The organism is uncultured Polaribacter sp. (assembly GCF_947503855.1).
GTDB lineage: Bacteria > Bacteroidota > Bacteroidia > Flavobacteriales > Flavobacteriaceae > Polaribacter.
This window is the reverse complement of sequence record NZ_CANNFF010000001.1, coordinates 277,464-300,292: the sequence shown is the minus strand read 5'-3', so window position 1 is coordinate 300,292 and position 22,829 is coordinate 277,464. Positions and strand designations below refer to the sequence as shown.

Here is a 22,829-nt window from a genome sequence, read left to right as displayed (position 1 = left end):
TTGTGATGATTTTTGTTTAGAAAACAAGACTGTTTTAGGTGTATTTGCCAGATTTGTAAACAGCAGGTGTTAAGCCGGTTACCGATTTAAATACTCTTGAAAAGTGATATCTGTCTGAAAAACCGAGTTTAAATGCAACTTCTTCAATTGTATTATTTGAATGTTCAAATAAATCACAAGCTTTTGCTATTTTTCTATTTTGAATAAAATTATGAACTGAAATATTCATTTCTTGTTTAAATAACCTAGCAAAAGAATTTGAGGCCATATGAACTACGTCTGCAATATCTGCGTTACTTAATTTTTTATTTACATTCATCTCTATAAAACGAATTACTTTTAAAACTCGATCATCCATATTTATAGTTTTCCATAATTCTGGTCCTATATTAGTGAGAGTTTCTTTTATAAAAGCTTGTAATTTTAAATTAAAAGTTAATTTAAAGTCAATATTTTCTACTTTTAATCTTTCTGTTAAATAAGTTAATCTGTCTTTTAAATAATCGGTTAACTCAATTTCAATTATACGAGGGTAAACATTGTCAAAAGGTACTCCTAAATTAAAATGCGTAAAGAAATGAAACAATGATTTTTTTTCAAAGTTGATTTCTTCAATAGTATTTGTTAAATGTTTTCCAGAAACATGGATACCTGTTTTGTAAATATGATTTTTTGTAAATCGAGAAGAGAATGATGTAAAAGGAGGAATAATATAAAGCATATCAGAACTCATAGATGTTACTTTATCTTTATGGATTAATTGTCCACCTTCATTTTTATTCCAGTATATTCTCCAATAAGGAAAAACCATATCATGACAATCCCATAAATCTAGCAACCAATATCTACAACATAATAGCTTTAGTTTTAGGTCTATAAAATTTTGGTTATTGTCAGACGGATCTCCTAAACCTGGTTTTTTAGAGATTTTCATTTTTTAGACAATGTTTAAATTAGATACAAAAATACGTTTTTTGAATATTTTTTAAACTTAATATTCTAATAGTTTTGTAAACTAAATTATGAATAGATTATGAAGACTTTAAAACTTCCAATTGAAGTACAACAAGAATTAAAAAAAGTATCTAAAGTAGCAGGATATTTATGGCAAAGAGAATGGGCAGAAAGAAATGCTGGTAATATTTCTATGAACTTAACATCGTTCTTTAAAAAAGAAGATGTTCAAGGAATTGGAGAAGAAGTTCCTTTTGACTTCCCTAAAGAATCAGCTGGATTTGTAATTTACATTACAGGAACAGGATGTTATTTAAGAGATTTAGTAGATATGTTAGAAGAAGTTTCTTGCATTCTTTATATCAATGAAGATGCAACAGCATATTCTATTATTTGGGGAGGGAAAAGACCAAACTTTGGTCCAACTTGTGAGTTAATTTCTCATGCAAGTATCCATTTATTTAACTCAATTCATCATCCAGAAAATTTAGCAGTTGTTCATACACACCCTCTAGAGTTGATATGTATGAGTCATCACGATTTATTTGATAATGAAGAGGAATTAAATAGACAAATTTGGATGATGTGTCCAGAAGTTAAAGTTTTTGTTCCTAAAGGAATTCATTGTACTCCTTATGCCTTATCAAGTACTGCAGATTTAGCTAAAGTAACTATTGATGCATTCAAAACTAGAAATGTTTCTTTATGGGAAAAGCATGGAGCCACTGCAACAGCTCCAGATGTTGAAAAAGCATGGGACTTTTTAGATGTAGCAAACAAAGGAGCTAAATTGTTAATGATGTGTTGGGCTGCAGGTTTTAAACCAGCTGGGCTTTCAAATGAGCAGTTAACAGAATTAGAGCAATTTATATAAACTTAAAAAAAACATTATAAATCATGAGTAGATTAATAGGTAGACTGCCAAAAGTAGGAATTCGTCCTGTGATTGATGGACGTGAATTAGGAGTTAGAGAATCTTTAGAAGTTCAGACAATGGATATGGCTAAAGCTGCTGCTAAATTAATAGAAGAAACATTACGTTTTCCTAGTGGAGAAAAAGTAGAATGTGTTATTGCAGATACTACTATTGGAGGTGTTGCAGATGCAGCAGCTTGTGCAGATAAATTTAAAAGAGAAGGAGTAGAAGTTTCATTAACAGTAACTCCATGTTGGTGTTATGGAACGGAAGTTATGGATACAGATCCGTCAACACCCAAAGCAGTTTGGGGTTTTAATGGAACAGAAAGACCTGGAGCCGTGTATTTAGCAGCAGCATTAGCAGGGTATTCTCAAAAAGGATTACCAGCTTTTGGAATTTATGGTAAAGAAGTTCAAGATGGTGGAGATCAAACAATTCCTCAAGATGTTTCAGAAAAAATTCTTCGTTTTATAAAAGGAGGATTAGCTGTTGCGCAAATGAATGGTAAATCTTATTTATCTATAGGATATAGTTCTATGGGGATTGCAGGTTCTATGGTTGATGTAAATTTCTTACAAGATTACTTAGGAGTTAGAGCAGAATTTGTAGAGTCTGTAGAGATTTTAAGACGTATTGATGAAGGTATTTTTGACCAAGAAGAATACGTAAAAGCATTAGCTTGGACCAAAGAAAACTGTATAGAAGGTAAAGATTATAATAGTCCTGAAGCACAAAAATCTGCAGAGGTAAAAGAAGCTGAATGGGAAAAAGTTGTGAAAATGACTTTGATCTGTAAAGATTTAATGAACGGAAATCCTAAATTGAAAGAGATGGGATTTGGGGAAGAGTCTAAAGGTAGAAATGCAATTATGGGAGGTTTTCAAGGTCAACGTCAGTGGACAGATTACCAACCAAATGCAGATTACACAGAATCTATTTTAAATTCTTCTTTTGATTGGAATGGAATTCGTCAAGCATACACATTTGCAACAGAAAACGATTGTTTAAACGCAATTTCTATGTTGTTTGGGCACTTGTTAACGAACAAAGCTCAATTATTCTCAGATGTACGTACATATTGGAGTCCTGAATCTGTAGAAAGAGTTACTGGTAAGAAATTAACAGGAATTGCTAAAGATGGAATTATTCATTTAATCAATTCTGGTTCTACAACTTTAGATGCAACAGCACAACAAGAAGATGCAGAAGGAAATCCTACAATGAAACCATTCTGGGATATTACTGAAGAAGAAGTTCAAAAATGTTTAGATAATACCAAGTGGCCAGCTGCAATTGCTGAGTACTTTAGAGGTGGTGGTTTCTCTTCTCAGTTTAAAACTAGAGGTGAGTTACCAATGACTATGTGTAGATTAAACTTGGTAAAAGGAATTGGACCAGTTTTACAAATAGTAGAAGGATGGAGTGTTGAGTTGCCAGAAGATGTTCATGAAGTTTTAGATGAAAGAACAAATCCAACTTGGCCAACAACTTGGTTTGTACCAAGAACAACAGGTACAGGTTTCTTTAAAGACGTGTATACAGTAATGGCTAAATGGGGAGCAAACCATGGAGCAATATCTCATGGACATATTGGTGCTGATTTAATTTCTTTAGCGGCAATGTTACGTATTCCTGTAAACATGCATAATGTTAGTGAAGATGATGTATTTAGACCAAGTGCATGGTCTGCATTCGGAGAAGGTTTAGAAGGAGCTGACTATAGAGCTTGTAAAAATTACGGTCCTTTATACGGATTTAAAGAATAAATAAAACAACTAAAAAAGTGTTTAACAGATACGATTAAACACTTTTTTTAAATTTTAATTTGTGATGACAAAAGTAATTGCAGTTATTGATATTGGTAAAACTAACAAAAAAATTCTACTTTTTGATGAAGAATTTGATGTGGTTTATAGAAACGCAACTAGATTTGATGAGATTTCTGATGATGATGGTTTTCCTTGTGATGACATTGAATCTATAGAAAATTGGATTCAAAACGAAATCATAAGAATACAAGAAGAAGGTGATTATAGTATTAAAGCAATCAACTTCTCTACACATGGTGCCAGTCTTATTTATTTAGATGAGAATGGAAATAGAGTTACACCATTGTATAATTATTTAAAACCATTAGATGTTAAAACTTATCATGAATTTTATGAAACTAATGGTGGTGAAGAAGAATTTTCTAGAAAAACGGCATCTCCTGCTTATGGAATGTTAAACACTGGACTTCAAATATTGAAATTAAAAAAAGAGAAACCAGAATTTTGGAGTAAAGTAGTTTCGATTTTACATTACCCACAATACTTGAGTTATCTTTTTACAAAACAAATAACAGCAGATTTCACATCTGTTGGTGCACATACTGCAACTTGGGATTTTGACAATATGGAATATCATAAATGGGTTCTAGATTCTAAATTGAATTTACCTATTCCTCAAAATGGTAAAGAAGCTATTATAACAACCTTCAATGGACAAGAAATTGCCATTGGTAAAGGATTACATGATAGTTCTTCATCTATAATTCCGTTGTTAGAAAATGAAAAAAATAAAAATAAAGAATTTATTTTATTATCTACTGGTACCTGGATTATAGCCATGAACCCTTTTAGTAAGGAGAGCTTAACACAGCATCAACTAAAAAATAATTGTTTGTGTTTTATGACTCCAGAAAAGCAGCAAATAAAATCTTCCATGCAATTTTTAGGAAAAATTCACGAAGTTTATTTATCTGCCTTAAGCACTTATTACAAGGAAGATATAAACAAACATCTACATCTGCAGGTAAATAAAAATTTGTGTCAAGAATTGATCCATGAAAATTCACGTGTTTTTTTATCAGAAGGTATAGATGATAATTTTGAAGCTCAACCTAATTTATTAGCATATTATGTAAATTATGAAACAGCATATTACCAACTAGTTTTTGAAATTAGTAAAAAAGTTATCAATGGAATTAAATTAATTTCTGATAAAAATTCATCGATTAAAGATGTGTATATCTCTGGTGGATTTAATAAAAACCTAATATTTATTACTTTTCTAAAATTACTAAAAAGTGATATTAGAATAAATATTTCTGATTGTAAAAATGAAAGTGCTTTGGGTGCTGCATTAATGATGAAATCTTATTTATAGTTCTAATTTTTAAAATCAATTAACTAACAAATTTATGAGTCAACAAAAAAGAACTTTAGGAGAGTTTATTATAAAAAATCAATCTTCTTTCCCTTATTCTAGTGGAGAATTGTCTAGCCTTTTAAACGCATTACGCTTGGCGTCTAAAGTTGTAAATCATGAAGTTAACAAAGCAGGTTTAGTTGATATTTTTGGAGATTCAGGAGATGTTAATGTACAAGGAGAAAGTCAACAAAAATTAGATGTATTTGCAAATAAAACATTTATTCAGTCTCTAAAAAACAGAGATATTGTTTGTGGTATTGTCTCAGAAGAAAATGACGAATTTATTACCATTGAAGGCCAAGACAGGAAGTCTAATGGTAAATATGTAGTATTAATGGATCCTTTAGATGGATCATCAAACATTGATGTAAATGTTTCTGTAGGAACCATTTTTTCAATCTTTAGAAGAATTACACCTGTTGGTACACCAGTAGAACAAAAAGATTTTTTACAACCTGGAAGAAAACAAGTGGCAGCAGGATATGTTGTGTATGGTACTTCTACAATGTTGGTGTATACAACTGGTGATGGAGTTAATGGCTTTACCTTGAACCCAGCAATTGGTTCTTTTTACCTTTCCCATCCTGATATGAAATTTCCAAAAAAAGGAAAAATTTATTCAGTAAATGAAGGGAATTATAGTCATTTTCCAAAACCTGTAAAGAAATACATAAAATATTGTCAAGAAGTTAAAGAAGATAGACCTTATTCACACAGGTATATTGGGTCTTTAGTATCAGACTTTCATAGAAATATGATAAAAGGTGGAATCTATTTATACCCAAATAGTACAGTTAATAAGGATGGAAAACTTAGATTATTATATGAGTGTAACCCAATAGCTTTTTTAACAGAGCAAGCAAATGGTATTGCTACTAATGGAAAGCAAAATATTTTAGACATAATTCCTTCAAATATTCATGAAAGAGCGCCTTTCTATTGTGGAAGTAGTTCTATGATGAATAAATTACAAGAATTTATAGAAAAATAGACTAAAAATAGTATCTTTTTAAGGTAAATAATAAAGTAGCATGTATAGAAATCTATTATTTATTGGCTTTATAATATTATTATGTACTCAACAAGCTTTCACGCAAAATTTTGAACGAATTTCTAATAAAGAAGGCTTCAATCAAAATACTGTAAATGCCATAGAACAAGATAAATATGGTTTTCTATGGTATGCAACTCCTAATGGGTTAATTCGTTATGATGGCTATGAGTTTAAGACATTTACTACACAGTCTAAAAGCCAGGGTACTATTTCTAGCAATAATATTACATCTTTGTTTAATGACAAAAATGGGATTCTTTGGATTGGCACAAAAGTGGGCGTTAACATCTATGTACCTTGGTTAGAACGCTTTTTTACAGTACCACTTAAATATAAAATTGATGTAAATAAAATTGATTCTAAAAATGATGGTTATGTTTGGGTTTCTTCTTCTAAAGAATTAATAAGATGTAATTTAAAGGATGTTAGAAAAGGTGTTTTTAATGTTTCTGAAAACATTTTTGATTTTAAAGATCAAGATATAAAGATTAACACATTTTCTTTTGGAGCCAATACTTCTATAATTTTAGGAACAAATAAAGGGCTCAAAAAAGTAGAATATCAATCAGAAACCTCAATAGTAAATATATTAACTCCAGGTATTAATGATTTTAGTTTTTTTAATGATAAAGAAATTACTGAAATAATTAAAGTAGATAACATTTTTTGGATAGGTACAAAAAAGGGTTTGTATAGTTCAAACTTAGACTCAGATGCAAAATATTTAGTTAAAAAAATAAAAATCCTTAGTCAAGATGCTTCTTTCTTTGTAAACAGTCTTTTTAAAGATAATGAAAACGCAATTTGGATTGGTACAACAGGAGATGGACTTTATAAATACAATCCTATATTAAACTCTTTTAGTCATTTTAATTATGATTCAAAGGATAAAAACAGCATTAGCAGTCATCAAATTAATACTGTTTATCAAGATAGTTTTAATGTGCTTTGGGTTGGTACAGCACAAGGAGGTATTAATAAATTAGACCTTTCTCAAAAACAATTTTATTCTTACACTAACAACCCTTATGATAAGTTTTCTATTGGCGATAACTTAATCACATCAATTTTAGAAGACAATAAAGGCAAAATTTGGGTTTCTGGTTATAATAAAAAATTATTTAGAAGCATTAATGGTATCAATGAATACAATGCAGATAAACTGAAATTCGAAGATATACAAGCCAAGCTACCTATAAAAAATAATGATATTATAAGGTCTATTTATCAAGATCAAAGAAATTACATTTGGTTTGGTACAGATAAAAAAGTAATAGTTTACAGCCCTATAAAAAAAGAATTTAAAGAAGTTCAATTTTTATCAGAAGACAATAAATTGCCACTACTTTTAACTAGAAAAATTGCTCAAATAAATGAAAGGGATATTGTTTTAGCTGGAAACAAAATTGTAGTTATAGAAAATCCATGGAGAGAAATTGAGAGAGAAAAAAATCCAAAAATTAATGCTAAATCTTACTTAGAAATCGCAGCTAGTAAAGTGCAATGTTTTTTGCAAGCCAGTAATAATCAATTTTGGTTTGGTACAGATTATGGTTTATTGCAATGTAAATATGAAGATGGTAGGATTACTGTAATCAGGCAATATCAAGAAAACAAAACAGGTAGTAGTAAATTAAGTTACAATAGTATTTTTACTTTATATGAGGATGAAAATAAAAATATTTGGATTGGTACTTTTGGTGGTGGATTAAATAAGGTAACATTAGACAGTGACCAGAATCCTGTTAAAATTGGCTATTTTAGAAAAAGTGATGGATTACCAGATGACGTTGTCTACGGAATTTTACCTCAAGAGAACAGCAACAAAGTATGGATAAGTACAGATATGGGCTTAGTTCGATTTAATAAAGAAACAAACCAAGTAAATGTATTTGATGTAAATGATGGTTTAATTCAAAATAATTTTAGACAATCTGCTTATGCCCAAGGAAAATCTGGATTTATGTATTTTGGAGGATTAAATGGCTTAACTATTTTTAATCCGAATAAAATATTTTTAAATAAACAACCCCCAAAAGTCTTAGTAACTTCCTTATCAATTAATAATAAACCTATGAAAGTGGGTGATAAATTAAATGATATAATAATTCTTAAAAAGGCCATTTCAGAAACAGATACAATTAAAGTGTCTAAAAGTCAGCGAATTATATCTTTTAATTTAGTTGCAGAACATACATCTGTTCCTGCTAAGAATAAAGTAGCATATAAGTTAGATGGTTTTAATAAAGATTGGGTAGAAATAAATAAAGGTAAATCTGCAATAACATACACCAATTTATCTGCTGGCACCTACAAATTACAAGTAAAATCTGCTAACGGAGATGGTGTTTGGAGTGCTTCAACAAAATCATTAACCTTAATAATTTTACCTCTTTGGTATCAAACTTGGTGGAGCTATTCTTTATTAACGCTACTTTTTTTAGGGATTGGTATTGGAATCGTTTTCTATTTTGTGAGGCATGAAAAACTAAAACAAAAATTAATCTATGAGCAAATAGACAAAGATAGAGTTGAGGTAATTAACGAAGGTAAATTTAAATATTTTACCAACTTATCTCATGAGTTTAGAACACCACTTACTTTAATTTCTGGCCCTTTAGATAGAGTTATAGATAACAATAGTAACCCAGAAAACGAACGATTTTTAGTAATTATTAAAAGAAATACGCATAGACTATTGAGTCTAATAGATCAACTAATTACGTTTAGACAAGCAGAACAAGGCTTTCTTAATTTAAACTTTACAAAATCTACTTTGGGCGATTTTTTATACCCAACAACAGAAGCGTTTGAAAATTATGCATTAGAAAAGAACATTAATTTTCATTATAAAATTAGTTCTCCTAATGAAGAAATTGTAATTGATGTTGAAAAACTAGAAAGAATACTTTTTAATTTACTTTCAAATTCTTTCAAAAACACACCTGCTCAAGGAACAATACATATAGATGCTTCTATTGTATTTAAAGATAATATTAAAAACATAAAAATTGATGTTGTAGATACAGGAAAAGGAATTCCGAAAGAAAAACTTAACAATATTTTTGAACGTTTTTATCAATTAGGAAATCAAGATGGAAATGTAAGTGGTGGTGGTATTGGGTTATCATTTTGTAAATCATTGGTAGATTTGTTTAATGGTAGCATTTCTGCAATAAGCAAACCCAATAAAGAAACACGTTTTACGGTTATTATTCCATCATCAAAAATTGAAGAAGTTGAGTTTGAAGAAAGTGATGCTAAAAAATCATACATAAAAAATTGGGTGCCTTTGCAACCAAAAGAAATAGATGATAGTGCAAAAGAAAAGCAAATTAAAAAACAACACAGTGTTCTTGTTGTAGAAAACGAGTTAGATATACAAGATTTCTTAAAAAATGCACTTTCAGACAAATACAATATAACAATTGCAAACAATGGCGTAGAAGCATTAGAAGAAATTAAAAAAACAGAATTTAGTACTATTATAAGTGATGTTATGATGCCAGAAATGGATGGTTTTGAATTATGTAAAAGAATAAAAGAGAACCCAGAAACGTGCCAATTGCCAGTACTATTATTAACAGCCTTAGGAGACAATGCAGATTTAATAAAAGGTTTAGAGTTTGGCGCAGACGAATATATTAGCAAACCATTTTCTTTAAAACACCTAGAGCTCAGATTAAAAAAATTAATTGAAAACAATCTTAAGATTAAAGATCATTTTTCTAAAAATAGTTTGCCTCCACAGGATAAAAAAGAATTAGGTTTTTCTAAAAGAGATTTAGCTTTTTTAGAGAATATTACAGAAATAATAGAACACAATTTATCTAACTCAACTTTTGGTGTAGAAGAGCTTTCTAAAGAAGCAGGCTTAAGTTCGTCTCATTTTTATAGAAAATTAAAGCAACTTACAGGGCAAGTACCAAATGTGTATTTACGTAATTTTAGATTACAAAAAGCGGCTGATTTATTAGCAAGTAATAGTGGTTTTAATGTAGCAGAAGTTATGTATCAAATAGGTATAGAGTCTAATTCTTACTTTTCTACATCTTTTAAAAAACTACATGGTGTTTCTCCTTCTGAGTACTCAAAAAAGCAAAAATGATAGTTTTGAGCAACTAAATGGTGAATATAAGAAAGATGAATTATTACTAAATTTCTTAATTTTGTAAAACATTATATTCAATTTAAAAATATTGATTATGACAAAACAATTACTTAAAATTTTTAACATGAAGAAAATAACATTTTTACTACTCGCTTTTATAGGCTTAAGTAGTTTTCAATTAAATGCGCAGACAGCATTAACAGTAACCGATGTTGTCGAAGTTCAAAATTTCACAGTTCAAACTGGTGGAGATCTTGATTCTACAATAGGAGCAATTACTTCAGGAACTGGATCAGTTGGAACTAATGCTAATTTTATCTCTATTTCATCGAATTCAGTGGGTGCTGCAGAACCATATACTTCTGCTGATAACGTAAAAGGAACTTTTACTTTTACAGTAAGATCAACTGCTGTAGATGTAACTGCAGATATTACATTATCGTTTAGAAAAAGAAAAGGTAATTCAGCAAAAGGATCTGTTGATGTAGAAAGTGTTGAGGCAGCAACTTTCGATGCTCTTTCTGATGGTGTAACTACAAATCAAGCTCTTCATGATATTACTGATGTGGTTTTAAGTAATGTAACGTTAACAACTACGCCTAAAACCATTGTAGTAAAATTAGATGAATTATTTAGAGGAAGTCAGACGTCATCGCATGTTCCAACATTTAGATTTGATGGTGTTTCTATTAATAAAACTGCTGTAGCTTGTGCAACTCCAACAGACGTTACTACTTTAGCAGCAAGTGCAGGTGCAGAGCATATAGGTTTAACTTGGGTAGCTCCTACTTGTTTTGATGAAGTTTTAGTAGTTGCTAAAGCAGCTTCTGCAGTAACAGCTGCACCTGTGGATGGTTCTACATATACTGCTAATGCTACTTTTGGCTCTGGAGATGATTTAGGAACTAGTGAATATGCAGTTTTTAGTGGAACAACTAATACTGCAGTTATTACTGGATTAACCAAGGGAGGTACAACTTATCATTTTGAAGTATTTACTCGTAAAGGTACAACTTGGAGTGCTGGAGTTACTGCTAGTGCTACAACAAATAATACGTATACTACAATTTCTGGAATTACTGGTGTTAATTGGGAAGATACCTCTTCTTGGATAGGAGGAGCTGTACCAAGTGCAACTTCAGATAATGTAGTAATTGATGAAAGAGTATTTATTAGTTCTGATGTAGAGGTAAATGATTTAGTTATTAATGAAAGAATTACTATTAATGCAGGGTTTTCTTTAACAGCCGATGATTTAGCGCAAAATAAACAACTTATTGTAAAGTCTACAGCTACTGCCTTTGGTAGTGTAATAGTAAATTCATTAAGCGGAGATGTTGATCCCCTTATTTATGATAGATGGTTAAATGATTCACCTAATAACGATTTAATTTCTTCTCCAGTAAGTGGGGTAACATTCAGTTCTGTAGCTACAAATTCTCAAAATGAGAATAGATTTTTTATTAATCCATCTGATGCTACAAATTACTATTTTGGACCTTTCAATAATACTACTGGTTTGTTTGAAACTTATTCTACTGGTACTCATGATGCAACTGTAATTGATTCTGGTAAAGGGTATAGAGCCGCAACTATAGCAGGTGCTGCTATTGATGTAAGGTTTACAGGTGCTATTTTAGTTGCTGATACTGATATTGATATTACAGATGGAGGTGCAGGTACTTTAGCAGAATGGAATTTAATAGGGAATCCTTATCCTTCTTATTTAAATTTTGGTACTTTCTTTACAGCAAACTCTGGTGAGTTTCATCTTGATAATGTTGCTGTTTATGGTTGGAATGGTACAGGTTATACTGTATGGAATGGTGCAAATTCTAGTGATAAATTAGCCCCTGGGCAAGGTTTCTTTGTAAGAACTAAAGATGGAGTTACAGGAAATGTAGACTTTACTACAGCAATGAGAACAACTGGTAATACTAATGATTTTGTAGCAAAATCTGCTAATACTAATAAAGCTTTAGCTAAAATTAATTTAAGTAATATAACAAAAGCATACTCTACAAATATATATTTTATTGAAAACCAAACTAGAGGTTTAGATTTTGGTTATGATGCTGGTGCTTTTTCAGGCACTGCAGATGGTATCTATACTAATTTAGTAGAAAATAACACTGGTTTAGCATTAGCAGTACAATCTTTATCTTATAATGATTTTAACGATGTAGTTGTTCCAGTTGCTATTAATAGTGAAGCTGGTGTAGAATTAACAATTAGTTTAGATGCAGCATCATTAACAATTCCTTCTGATACTTATGTGTATTTGAAAGATAATTTATTAAATACTAAAACATTATTAAACGATGCTGATTATGTATTTACGCCAGATGCTAAATTAAGTGGTGCTGGTCGTTTCTTTATTCAATTCTCAGCTAAAGCATTATCTACAGATAATTTTGCATTAAATGAATTGTTAATTTACGCGAGGCAATCATCAAAAACAATTATTATAAATGGAGTGTTAAAAACAGAAACAGTTGCAAAAATTTTTGATATTCAAGGTAGAATTGTTTTAGAACAAAAATTAGATAATTCAAGTGTATCAAATATCGTAGATGCTAATGCATTAAATACTGGAATTTACATAGTTCAATTAGGTAATAAAACCCAAAAAGTTATCATTAATTAAATAATAATTTAGATAGCAACAAAATTTTTAAACCTAAAGAATAATATTTAAAACAAATAACATGAATAGCAATCAAAATAAAATCAATAATAATCAAGATAATATAACAAGAAAAGAAGCCGTAAAAAAAATGGGTAAGTATGCAGCACTTACTGCATTAGGGACATTTATCATATTAAGTCCACAAAAGGCACAAGCATCTTCACCACCACCTGCAGGTGGGGATAGCTTTTAATCTAAAAAAATAAATATACTATTTCATAAATCTCGGGAGATCTGTAAATATGAAATAGTATATTTAATAAAATACAAACATTATGAAAAAAATAATATTATTTCTAGTTTTTACAATTTCAATTAGTGGAACTTTATTTGCACAAAAAAATATAGATAAGAAAGTAAATGCTTTTGTAAAAACAATTGAAAGTAAAACAACTTTAACATCTAAAGAAAAAACTAAAATTTTAGAATTAAAAAAAGAACATTTAATTTCTATAGCACAAGTAACTAAAGACTTTAAAGGGAAACCAGAGTTTAAAGAAAAAAGAAAAGAAAGTAATAAGAAATTTAGTGCAGCACTTGTCGAGGCTTTTGGTAAGGAAAGAGCTAAAGAGGTAATGAAAGCTGCTAAAAAGAAAAAAGGTAAGAAAAATAAAAAGAAGAAGAAAAAGAAAAATTAACTTCTTAATTCATTTGAAACTCCAACAGATTTGTTGGAGTTTTTTATATCCTAAATTAAAGAAACAAACAAGATTGTTTTTAATAACCTATGTTCTATTTAATTACTACAATTTAGAGCAAAAAAAAGGTGAAAATGAGAAAAATTATCACATTAATTAAACTTTAATTTGCATCCATCTAACAAAAAATAAATGAAATATTATAGGTTGCTATTTATTATTTTAATACTTCTTGTTTCCAAACAATCCTATACACAAACTTCAAATTTGGGAGTTGGGTTAAATCCTAATTCAAATGGCATTAACAAAGTAAATGATAAACTTATTGTTGCTAAGGGTATAAACCAAAATACATCAAAAGCAGCATTTTTATCTGGCTCTTGGGGAGTAAGATTTAATCTAAATGGTGGAATAAGATTAGACAATACTAGTAGTTATAATTGGGTTGCAGGAGCTCAACAAATTGTAGACAACCTACCTAATGTTGGTCATGTAATTACAAATTTCACACATCCTGCACATGGTTATTATTATACTTTAAGAGACAATCCTTATGTAGATGTTGCCAATGACATTCATTCAGCAATGGTACCTTCTTTAGCAAATGAACAGATTATAATAGATGTTATTAATGTTTTTAAAAATGCAAGCAAAAAAGTAATTCTATATGTTAATGCAGGTGGACCATCTCATCTTCAAGGTAATAGTGCTGAAGAATTAGCAATTTTAGCAGCTTGGGAAGCTTATTGTAATACAAACTTTGGTGGTGATCAGGGTTTAGGATGGAGAACTTTAGCAAAAGGATATTTTGAACGATTCAGAGATTTAGGTGTAGATGGCTATTGGATAGACAATTTATCTAATTTACCAGGAGAAGTAAGCGATTTTGTTACAATGATTAGAGACGTAGATCCTGATGCAGCAATTGCTACAAATTTAGACAAGTCTTATTTAGAAGATGAAAATAATGATAAAATAAAGGTAGATTCAGATGGTTTTAACGATGAAGATCCAACAGATTATAACATTTTCTTTTTAGAAGCTAATGATCCTTATATGGATTTTACTGCTGGGCATCCTACACCACTTGGTCAAGGAGCACCACCAAACTCTTGGGCTTATGAAGAGCTTGTTTTTCCTTTAATTACCCAAAGTCCTTGGTCTTCTTATGATGGAAGCAAGCAAACACTAAAACATTATTTTATACCTATTAGAGAAAGATGGAGTGTAGCTAGCGCAGATTTGGTATTCGAAACTGAACAAGCGTATCGTTTTGTAAGAACTTTTACAGATGCATTAGCAACCATGACATGGAGTACAACCATAACAAATGGTTATATTTCTACAGATGAAATGACCATAATGCAAGAAGTAAATAATAGAATGGTACAATCTCCAAAACCAGACTTTGTGCCTTATGCCAGACCAGAAGGCGCTTTTTTAGTTGGAGAAACCTTAGGTGCTGAAAATGAGATTCCTCAGTATTCATTTCCAGCTTCTGTAAATACTTGCAAACCATTAGTAATAGAAACAGATGCAGGTTATGTAGCAACTGTACAAAACCCAAATAAAACAGGTTTTAACCTTCTTACTGCTGCACCAGTTATAGAACAACACACTATAGATAATGTCCATAGTTTATTACCAGCTATAGCTAGTTCTAAATTAGTGTTAAGTCTTCCAGAACCTATTTTTCCAGGGTCAGATTTTTCTTTTAGTATGAAAATATATTCTGATAACCCTGGTCAAAAATTAGCACCTAAAGGTTCAGGAAGAATAATTATTAGGCTTTATAATTCAGAATTAGGAGATGGTTCTGCAGGTAATCGTCTATCATTAGTTATTTCTGATAAAAAAGGAGGTGAATGGCAAACTGTTTCGTTTTCAGAAGCGTCTTTAAGTGATACATCTAATTCAGTAAACCCTTCTAATGCTGGAATCTCTGGCGCTGGAGGATATGATAGAATAGTTATTGCGGCTTCAAGTGGAGCAGATGCTATTGAAGAATTATATTTCGATGATTTTGTTATAAACCCTGTAAAGTCGAGTGCAACTCCAATTTTAGGTACTGGAAATTCTTGGATATATGATAATGCCACTAACAATTTAAATGCTACTATAGATGTAATCGGAGATGGAACTTTGGCAATAGCAGCAGAGGTTTCGCCTAATACTGTAAATAATGTAAGTGCAAATGTTTTAAAATTTACAAGAGGAACTGTTAGTACTTCAGCTGTTAGTTTTCTGGGAACGGATTTTGATTATACACGAGCTACAAATATAAAATTCAGAGTTTTTCCTGTCTGTGATGATGATGGAAATACAATTGAACCTAATGTTTTAGTGCGTTTAAGAAAAACAGGTGAGGTTGCAGCTGATACACAACTTGGTTCTTCTACAATTACCTTAATACCAAATCAATGGAATGAAGTTACAGTAGATATGTCTGATGCAACACCTAGTGTAGCAGCAGCAGCTAATAATCTTTATGATACAATATTGTTATTTTTTAACAGAACAGAACAAGCAGCTACAAGTGGTAACATTTATTATGTAGATGCTTTACAAACTAAAATTTCAACGATTACCAATACTTGGGATGGTTCTACAGATTCAAATTGGGCAGATGGAGATAACTGGAGTACAGGAATTGTACCAGATATTACAAATGATGTTGTTATACCAACTGGTTTAGTAAATTATCCTACAGTAACTACAGCAGTTTCAGTAAACAAGGTTTCTATAGTCGATAATGCTTCTTTAGTATTTAGTGGTGGAGGTGCTTTAACATCTGCTGGAAACATAACATATGAAAGAACTATTAATGGTGGCAAATGGTATTTAATGGCATCTCCAGTTGAAGGAGAAACTTATGATGATTCTTGGGTTTCAGAAAACGGTGTTGCTTCAGGTACAGGTAGTAACAGAGGTATTAGTATGTACAATAATATTTCATCTCATGCTCAAACGGGTCATTGGAGATATTATCAAACAGGAGAAGATGCTACTACTTTTAATGTGGGACAAGGTTATGGTATTATTCGTAGTGCTACAGGGACCGTTTCTTTTACTGGTTCTGGATTTTATACAGCAAACCAAACAACTACTATTGCACAAAATGTAAGCAATTATAATTTAGTAGGTAATCCTTTTACTGCATACTTAAATTTAGGAGATTTCTTTACAAGTAATGCAGCAGCTAACTTATTAAGTCAAAACTCGATTTGGGTTTGGAATGCTGCTAATACTACTTATGATGTTAAAACCTCTGGTGATGATGCTGCTTATGAAATTGCCCATGGGCAAGCATTTTTTGTAGAAGCAGGAACAGTAGGAGGGAGTTTAAATTTTGATATTGCAGATACTTCTCATCAAGGTTCAGATACTTTTCAAAAAACTTCAAATACTTCAATAAATATTTCAATTGCTGATGAAAATAGAAATGTTAGAAGTGCAAAAATCAATTTTAGAGAAGCTTCAACTAATGGTTTTGATAATGGTTATGATGGCGAATTATTTGGGGGTGTTTCACATTCTTTGGCCATTTTTTCTGAGTTAATAGATGACAATGCTAAAAAATATCAAGTACAATCTTTACCAACTTCTAATTTAGAAGCAACAATAGTCCCTATTGGTGTAATAGCAGCTGCAGGTAAAAGAATTACGTTTATTGTAGAAGCTTTAAATTTACCTTCTAGTATGAGTGTGTATTTAGAAGACAGACAAGAAAATACATATACACGTTTAGACAAAGAAAATACAACATATGAAGTTACATTATCAGATAGTTTAAATGGTACAGGTAGGTTTTTTATACACACCGCTGCAAATAATTTATTAAGTGTTGATAACACTATTTTAGAGGGTGTAGATGTTTATAAAACAAATAATTCTATTTTAAAAATTGTTGGTTTATCTAAAGGGAAATCTACTGTTAAATTATTTAATATTCTTGGAAAGCAACTATTATTAACTTCTTTTGAATCTATTGGAGACAAAGAAGTTTCTTTACCAAAATTAGCAAGTGGAATTTATATTATTCAATTAGAAACTGAAAAAGGTAGTTTATTCAAAAAAATAGTTTTAGAATAATTTATAGGTAAATTTCATGAAAATAAAAACACAAAATACGCAAGAGATTTCTCGTAAAGAAGCTATCAAGAAAATAGGAAACTATGGTAAATATCTATCTTTAACGGCTTTAGGTACTTATTTAATCGTAAACCCTCAAAAGGTACAGGCACAAAGCCCAGAAGCTCCAGGGATAGGGTTTTAATAATAGAACTACAATAGAATTTTCATCAAATTGAAAGTCAAAATGATGTGTCCAAATGCAGCATTGATTCCTTTTTCTTTGAATTGATGATGTACTTAGTAATTTTAAATTATTGTTTTATAAATTTAAAAACGTGGCTTTTTCCATTTTTTGCTAAAGTTTTTAAAAGGTAAACACCTTTAGATAGCATAGAAACATCAAAAGAAGTCTGATTGCTTTTAAATTCTGAAACTTTCAGTCCATTAAGGTTGTAAACAATTGCAGAAGAGATTTCTTGAGATAATTTAAAACGTTGCTTTACCGAATTTGGAAATAGTACAAGCTCATTTATTTCCAATATATTAGTGTTAGTATTTAATGTTTCTCCAACTAAAAAAGCTCCTTCTGGCCTTTCATAGGGTAGAAAGTCTGGTTTTGGAGATTGTAACATTCTATTATTTAATTCTTTCATTATTACCATCTCGTCATCAGAAATATAACCATCTGTAATTGTAGTACTCCAAGTCATTGTTGCTTTTGCGTCTGTAAAAGTTCTTATAAAACGATAAGCTTGCTCGTTTTCAAACACTAAGTCTGCACTAGCAACACTCCAACGCTCTCTTATTGGAACAAAATAATGTTTTAATGTTTGTTTACTGCCATCATATGTAGACCATGGGTTTTCTGTAACTAGAGGAAAAGAAAATTCTTCATAAGCCCAAGAATTTGGCGGAGCACCTTGACCTAATGGAGTCGGATGACCTGCAGTGAAGTCCATGTAAGGGTCATTAGCCTCCAGATAAAACACATTATAATCTGTAGGATCATCGTCATTAATTCCATCAGAATCTACTAGTATTCTATTCCCACTTTCATCTTCTAAATAAGATTTAGATATATTAGTAGCAATTGCTACATTAGGATCTACTTCTCTAATCATGGCAACAAAATCGCTAACCTCTCCCGGTAAATTAGATAAGTTATCTATCCAATAGCCATCTGCTAATCCTTTAAAGCGTTCAAAATAACCTTTTGCTAAAGTTCTCCATGCCAAACCTTCATCACCTGCAAATTTTGAATTATAATAATTTTCCCATGCAACTGATATTTCAGCTTCAGTTTCATCAATATTTCCTTGAATTTTTGAAGGTCCAGCGCCATTGATATAAAGAATTACTTTTTTGCCCGAATTTTTAAAAGTATTAATAATATTCAGTATTATTTTTTCATTTTCTAAAGAAGGCACCATTGCAGGATGAATTTCATTGGCAACATCTACATAAGGATTGTTTCTTAACGTATAATAATAACCATGTGCAGGATGTGTAAGATTTGAAATTACATGACCAACAGCAGGTAAATTGTCTACAATTTGTTGCGCACCTTTTAACCAATTATATTCACTTGTATTGTCTAATCTAACACCTCCGTTTAAATTAAATCTAACACCCCAAGAACCAGATAGAAATGCAGCTTTGGCTTCACTTTTATTTGTGTTCTTTGGTAAAACAATTTGTGCATCTATTAGACTAGTATAAAACAGTATAAATAAAATTGATAAATAAATTCTGTTTGTCATAAAATTTTCATTTTTACAAAAATAACGACTTATTTATCATTGTATCTTCTGTAATCAAACAATTCTTTACCGATTTCAACCAAAGTGCCAAAATGAAAAGAGTAACTTTTTTTAATTCATAATTGTAATAAATTTTTTCTTTTTCAAAATACTGACAACAACTTATAATGCAGAAAAATATTTTTGTATGGTTATAGAGACAATAAAATACGAGTAATATAGCTCTTAAAGCCTTTATATAACAGAAGTGAGCAAGGCAATGACTGATTTAAGCAATTTTTAATAGCTAAAATTAATTATTTTTACCTATAATTACTAATCGAATAAATTTAAAAATTATGAAAAAAACATTACTTTCTATTGTAGCTTTATTTTTTGTTTCAATTACCACGTTTGGGCAAGCATCACCTCTTGATCCAACTGCTGAAACTCCAAGAGTAAGAGTTGCAGATTCAGATTATACAGCAAATTTTACAAGTGGGACTTTGAAAGCTGCAGGCTCTGGAGCTAATGTTGCAATTAGTAATGAATCATTGGTTAATGGAACAATTAGTTTTGATGTTGTTTCGTCTTCAACTGACTTTGTTGCATCAATTAAATTTCAGGTAAGAAAATTATATGGTAATTCTGGTAGTATAGATTTTACTATGGATGGTACAACTGATTCATTTGATTTACCAAAAGATGCAGCTGCTGAAAATTTAGACGCTTTTGAAGTAATTAATTTAACATTTTCTAAAGATGTAACTATTTCTTCTACTCCTATTACAATAACTTTAGATGTAAAAAATATTATAAAAGATGCTGCTTCAAGCGTTACATTTAGATACTATAATGTAACATTTACAAATTTAACTTTATCAACAGATGATTTTGATGCAAAAACTGCAGCAATCACTGCATATCCTAATCCTGTAACAAACAGTTTTCAAATTAATTCTAGTGAAAATGTAGAAGATGTAAAACTATATAATATTAGTGGTCGTTTGGTAAAGACATTTAAAGCAAGTGCTAATTATGATGTTAGCGATTTAGCTACTGGAGTTTATATGACAACTATCAAGACTCAATTAGGATCTAAAACGTTAAGACTAGTAAAACAGTAATAATATATAATTCTTAATTTATGGAATTGTATTTCCTATAAAGGATTGAATACTATATAAAATTTTTATAAAAGAAAAGGTAGTAATTTTATATTACTGCCTTTTTTTGTAGAATAGAATTAATTTTTTCACTTTTTTAACAGGTACGATTATTATAAAAAAATAAAATTTATTCAAATAATGAAAACACAGTACAAACATTATCTCACTTTACTTTTAATAAGTGTTTTACTATCTAGTTGTAATACACAAAAAGTACCCAATAACAAGATACAGAAATCTGATAGACCAGAACCTAATGTGGTGCTGTTACTTACAGATGATTTAGGTTGGCAAGACCTAAAAGTTTATGATATAGATAATCCATCTCCTTATGAAACACCAAATATTGATGCTTTTGCAAAACAAGGTATTCAGTTTTGGCAAGCGTATTCTCCAGCTCCTACTTGTGCACCTAGTAGATGTGCTATAATGAGCGGAACACACCCAGCTAGAGCACAAAAGACAAATGTTGTTGGTGGTGGACCACCAACTGTAAATGCAAGCAAAAATACTCAACGTATTATGGATCCTTGGTATAGTGGACGCATGCCAGAAAACGAAATGACTTTAGCTAGAGTTTTGCAACAAAAGGGATATAAAACAGGACATGCAGGTAAATGGCACATGGCTATAAATCACTTTGCTTACCCTCAGCCTGAAGATCAAGGGTTTGATGTAACAACTCATGATCGTGGTGTAACTAGCCCTCAAAAACCTCATAGATTAACCAATTTTGCAACAGAAAAAAAATCAGATCCTTATAGATTAGATGAAAATGGTTTTCCTTTTCATCAAAATAATCAGGATGCCTTAAATTTTTTAGAAGAAAACAAACAAGATCCTTTTTTCTTGTATTATGCAACTTTTTTGGTACATGCACCAATTCATACAAGAAGTAAAGCGCTTTTAGAAAAATATTGTAAAAAACTAGGTGTTGCATTTCCAACAGATCCTAAGCATTGGGATTTAAAAGGTCAAAAGAATCCATATTATGCTGCAATGGTAGAAATGTTAGATTATTATGTTGGTCAAGTTTTTAGTTATTTAGAAACTACAGATGATCCACGATGGCCAGGTCATAAATTAAGCGAAAATACCTATATTATTTTCACTTCAGACAATGGAGGAATGGAAGGTCATCCAGGTGAAGTTTTTACCGATAATTATCCATTAGACAAGGGTAAAATAAACGCAAAAGAAGGTGGTACAAGAGTTCCTTTACTGATATCAGGTCCTGGAATAAAAAAAGGAGTTCAATCTGATGTTGTTGTAAATGGACTAGATTTCTACCCTACAATTTTATCTTTATTAGACATTGATAAACCAAAAAGTAAAAATTTAGATGGTGATGATTTATCAAACTTATTACTAAAAGATCCAACCAATTCTAAATTAGTTTTAGATAAAAACGGAAAGGAAAGAACTACAATGATGTGGCACTTTCCACATTCATCCTTTCAAAGTACTATTCGTGAAGGTGACTATAAATTGATCAGGAATTATGATTATAAAAATAATTCAAGAACTTCTGAATTTGAGCTGTATAGATTATATAACTCCAGTAATGGAGTAACAGAACGTGTTGATATTGAAGAGGCTAATAATTTAGCAACATCAGATCCTAAAAGGACAAAAGTGATGAATGATAAGCTTACACTTATGTTAATCGAAATGAAAGCCAGCTACCCATCTTACAATCCTAATTACAAAAACGAGATGGAACATAAACAAACTGTGCCTACCGTAATTTCTGAAACTAAAAAGAAAAATATTGCAATCTTTACATATAAAGAAAATGGAGCAAAGGTGGTAAAAGCCAATTTAATTTATACTACAAATGGTGGGCATAGATATGAAGAGTGGTTTAAAGCAGATGCCCAAATAAATGAGGATGGTACTTTAACTGCTATATTACCAAAAGGAACAACTCATTATTTGATAAATGTAATTGATGAGCATAATTTTTTAGTAAGTTATCCTGAAATGCCTTCTAAAAAGTCTCTAAAAAAAGCAAAAGAGAAATATTCAAAATTTGCAATCGCGAACAACTAATCATAAAAAAAAAGAATCCAAACCCAAACATTTAACGTAACATCTGTTCTTTATTTATAATTTTATTAAAAAGGTTCCTTCATTGTATTTAACGAAGGAACCTTTTTTGGTTCGATGTGATTTGATTAAGACAATTCGTTTTGAAATTTAAAGAACTATATCATGTTTATTAGTTTCCAAATCAGTCTAAAATTTCCATTGTTTAGAAGTTAGAAAATTCAATAACTTTAATTTCTAA

General features: G+C 30.4%; 14 protein-coding genes. 12 read left to right on the top strand and 2 right to left on the bottom strand.

Features of this window, described 5'->3' with window-relative positions:
* Positions 1-34 precede the first annotated feature (34 nt).
* Positions 35-934: an AraC family transcriptional regulator gene (locus tag Q0662_RS01120; RefSeq protein WP_298946215.1), complete on the bottom strand. Its 900-nt coding sequence runs from the start codon at positions 932-934 to the stop codon at positions 35-37.
* Between the two features lie 99 nt (positions 935-1,033).
* Here Q0662_RS01120 and rhaD point away from each other — a divergent pair, with 99 nt between their 5' ends.
* From rhaD to Q0662_RS01070, 10 genes are all read left to right on the top strand, one after another.
* Positions 1,034-1,828: a rhamnulose-1-phosphate aldolase gene (gene rhaD / locus Q0662_RS01115; RefSeq protein ID WP_298946213.1), complete on the top strand. Its 795-nt coding sequence runs from the start codon at positions 1,034-1,036 to the stop codon at positions 1,826-1,828.
* A 23-nt stretch (positions 1,829-1,851) separates the two neighbouring features.
* Positions 1,852-3,639 carry an L-fucose isomerase gene (locus tag Q0662_RS01110; RefSeq protein WP_298946211.1) on the top strand — a complete coding sequence of 596 codons (1,788 nt, stop codon included), beginning with the start codon at positions 1,852-1,854 and terminating at the stop codon, positions 3,637-3,639.
* A 64-nt stretch (positions 3,640-3,703) separates the two neighbouring features.
* On the top strand, positions 3,704-5,020 hold the full coding sequence (locus Q0662_RS01105; protein ID WP_298946208.1) for an FGGY family carbohydrate kinase: 1,317 nt from the start codon (positions 3,704-3,706) through the stop codon (positions 5,018-5,020).
* 34 nt (positions 5,021-5,054) lie between these two features.
* Positions 5,055-6,056, top strand: a complete 1,002-nt coding sequence (gene fbp / locus Q0662_RS01100) for a class 1 fructose-bisphosphatase (protein WP_298946206.1) — start codon at positions 5,055-5,057, stop codon at positions 6,054-6,056.
* Positions 6,057-6,096: 40 nt separating this feature from the next.
* Positions 6,097-10,227 (top strand): two-component regulator propeller domain-containing protein, encoded by a 4,131-nt coding sequence (locus Q0662_RS01095; RefSeq protein ID WP_298946205.1) that lies wholly within the window; start codon positions 6,097-6,099, stop codon positions 10,225-10,227.
* A 127-nt stretch (positions 10,228-10,354) separates the two neighbouring features.
* The gene (locus Q0662_RS01090; protein ID WP_298946202.1) at positions 10,355-12,877 is read left to right on the top strand and encodes a T9SS type A sorting domain-containing protein; all 2,523 of its coding nucleotides are present in this window, start codon (positions 10,355-10,357) and stop codon (positions 12,875-12,877) included.
* Positions 12,878-12,938: 61 nt separating this feature from the next.
* On the top strand, positions 12,939-13,112 hold the full coding sequence (locus tag Q0662_RS01085; protein ID WP_298946199.1) for a hypothetical protein: 174 nt from the start codon (positions 12,939-12,941) through the stop codon (positions 13,110-13,112).
* A gap of 82 nt (positions 13,113-13,194) precedes the next feature.
* A complete protein-coding gene (locus Q0662_RS01080; RefSeq protein WP_298946197.1) occupies positions 13,195-13,557 on the top strand; it encodes a hypothetical protein in 363 nt (120 codons plus the stop codon).
* Positions 13,558-13,749: 192 nt separating this feature from the next.
* Positions 13,750-17,649, top strand: coding sequence for a T9SS type A sorting domain-containing protein (locus Q0662_RS01075; RefSeq protein WP_298946195.1), 3,900 nt, complete (start codon positions 13,750-13,752; stop codon positions 17,647-17,649).
* A gap of 16 nt (positions 17,650-17,665) precedes the next feature.
* Positions 17,666-17,833 (top strand): hypothetical protein, encoded by a 168-nt coding sequence (locus Q0662_RS01070; RefSeq protein WP_298946193.1) that lies wholly within the window; start codon positions 17,666-17,668, stop codon positions 17,831-17,833.
* A 109-nt stretch (positions 17,834-17,942) separates the two neighbouring features.
* Here Q0662_RS01070 and Q0662_RS01065 read toward each other — a convergent pair whose 3' ends face one another.
* Complete coding sequence (locus tag Q0662_RS01065) at positions 17,943-19,391, bottom strand: T9SS type A sorting domain-containing protein (protein WP_298946191.1); 1,449 nt, start codon at positions 19,389-19,391, stop codon at positions 17,943-17,945.
* Between the two features lie 338 nt (positions 19,392-19,729).
* Between Q0662_RS01065 and Q0662_RS01060 the strand changes: the two genes are divergently transcribed.
* Together Q0662_RS01060 and Q0662_RS01055 are read left to right on the top strand one after the other, a co-directional pair.
* Entirely contained in the window at positions 19,730-20,497 is a 768-nt protein-coding gene (locus tag Q0662_RS01060; RefSeq protein WP_298946189.1) for a T9SS type A sorting domain-containing protein, read from the top strand.
* Between the two features lie 180 nt (positions 20,498-20,677).
* Positions 20,678-22,591 carry a sulfatase gene (locus tag Q0662_RS01055; protein ID WP_298946187.1) on the top strand — a complete coding sequence of 638 codons (1,914 nt, stop codon included), beginning with the start codon at positions 20,678-20,680 and terminating at the stop codon, positions 22,589-22,591.
* Positions 22,592-22,829 lie beyond the last annotated feature (238 nt).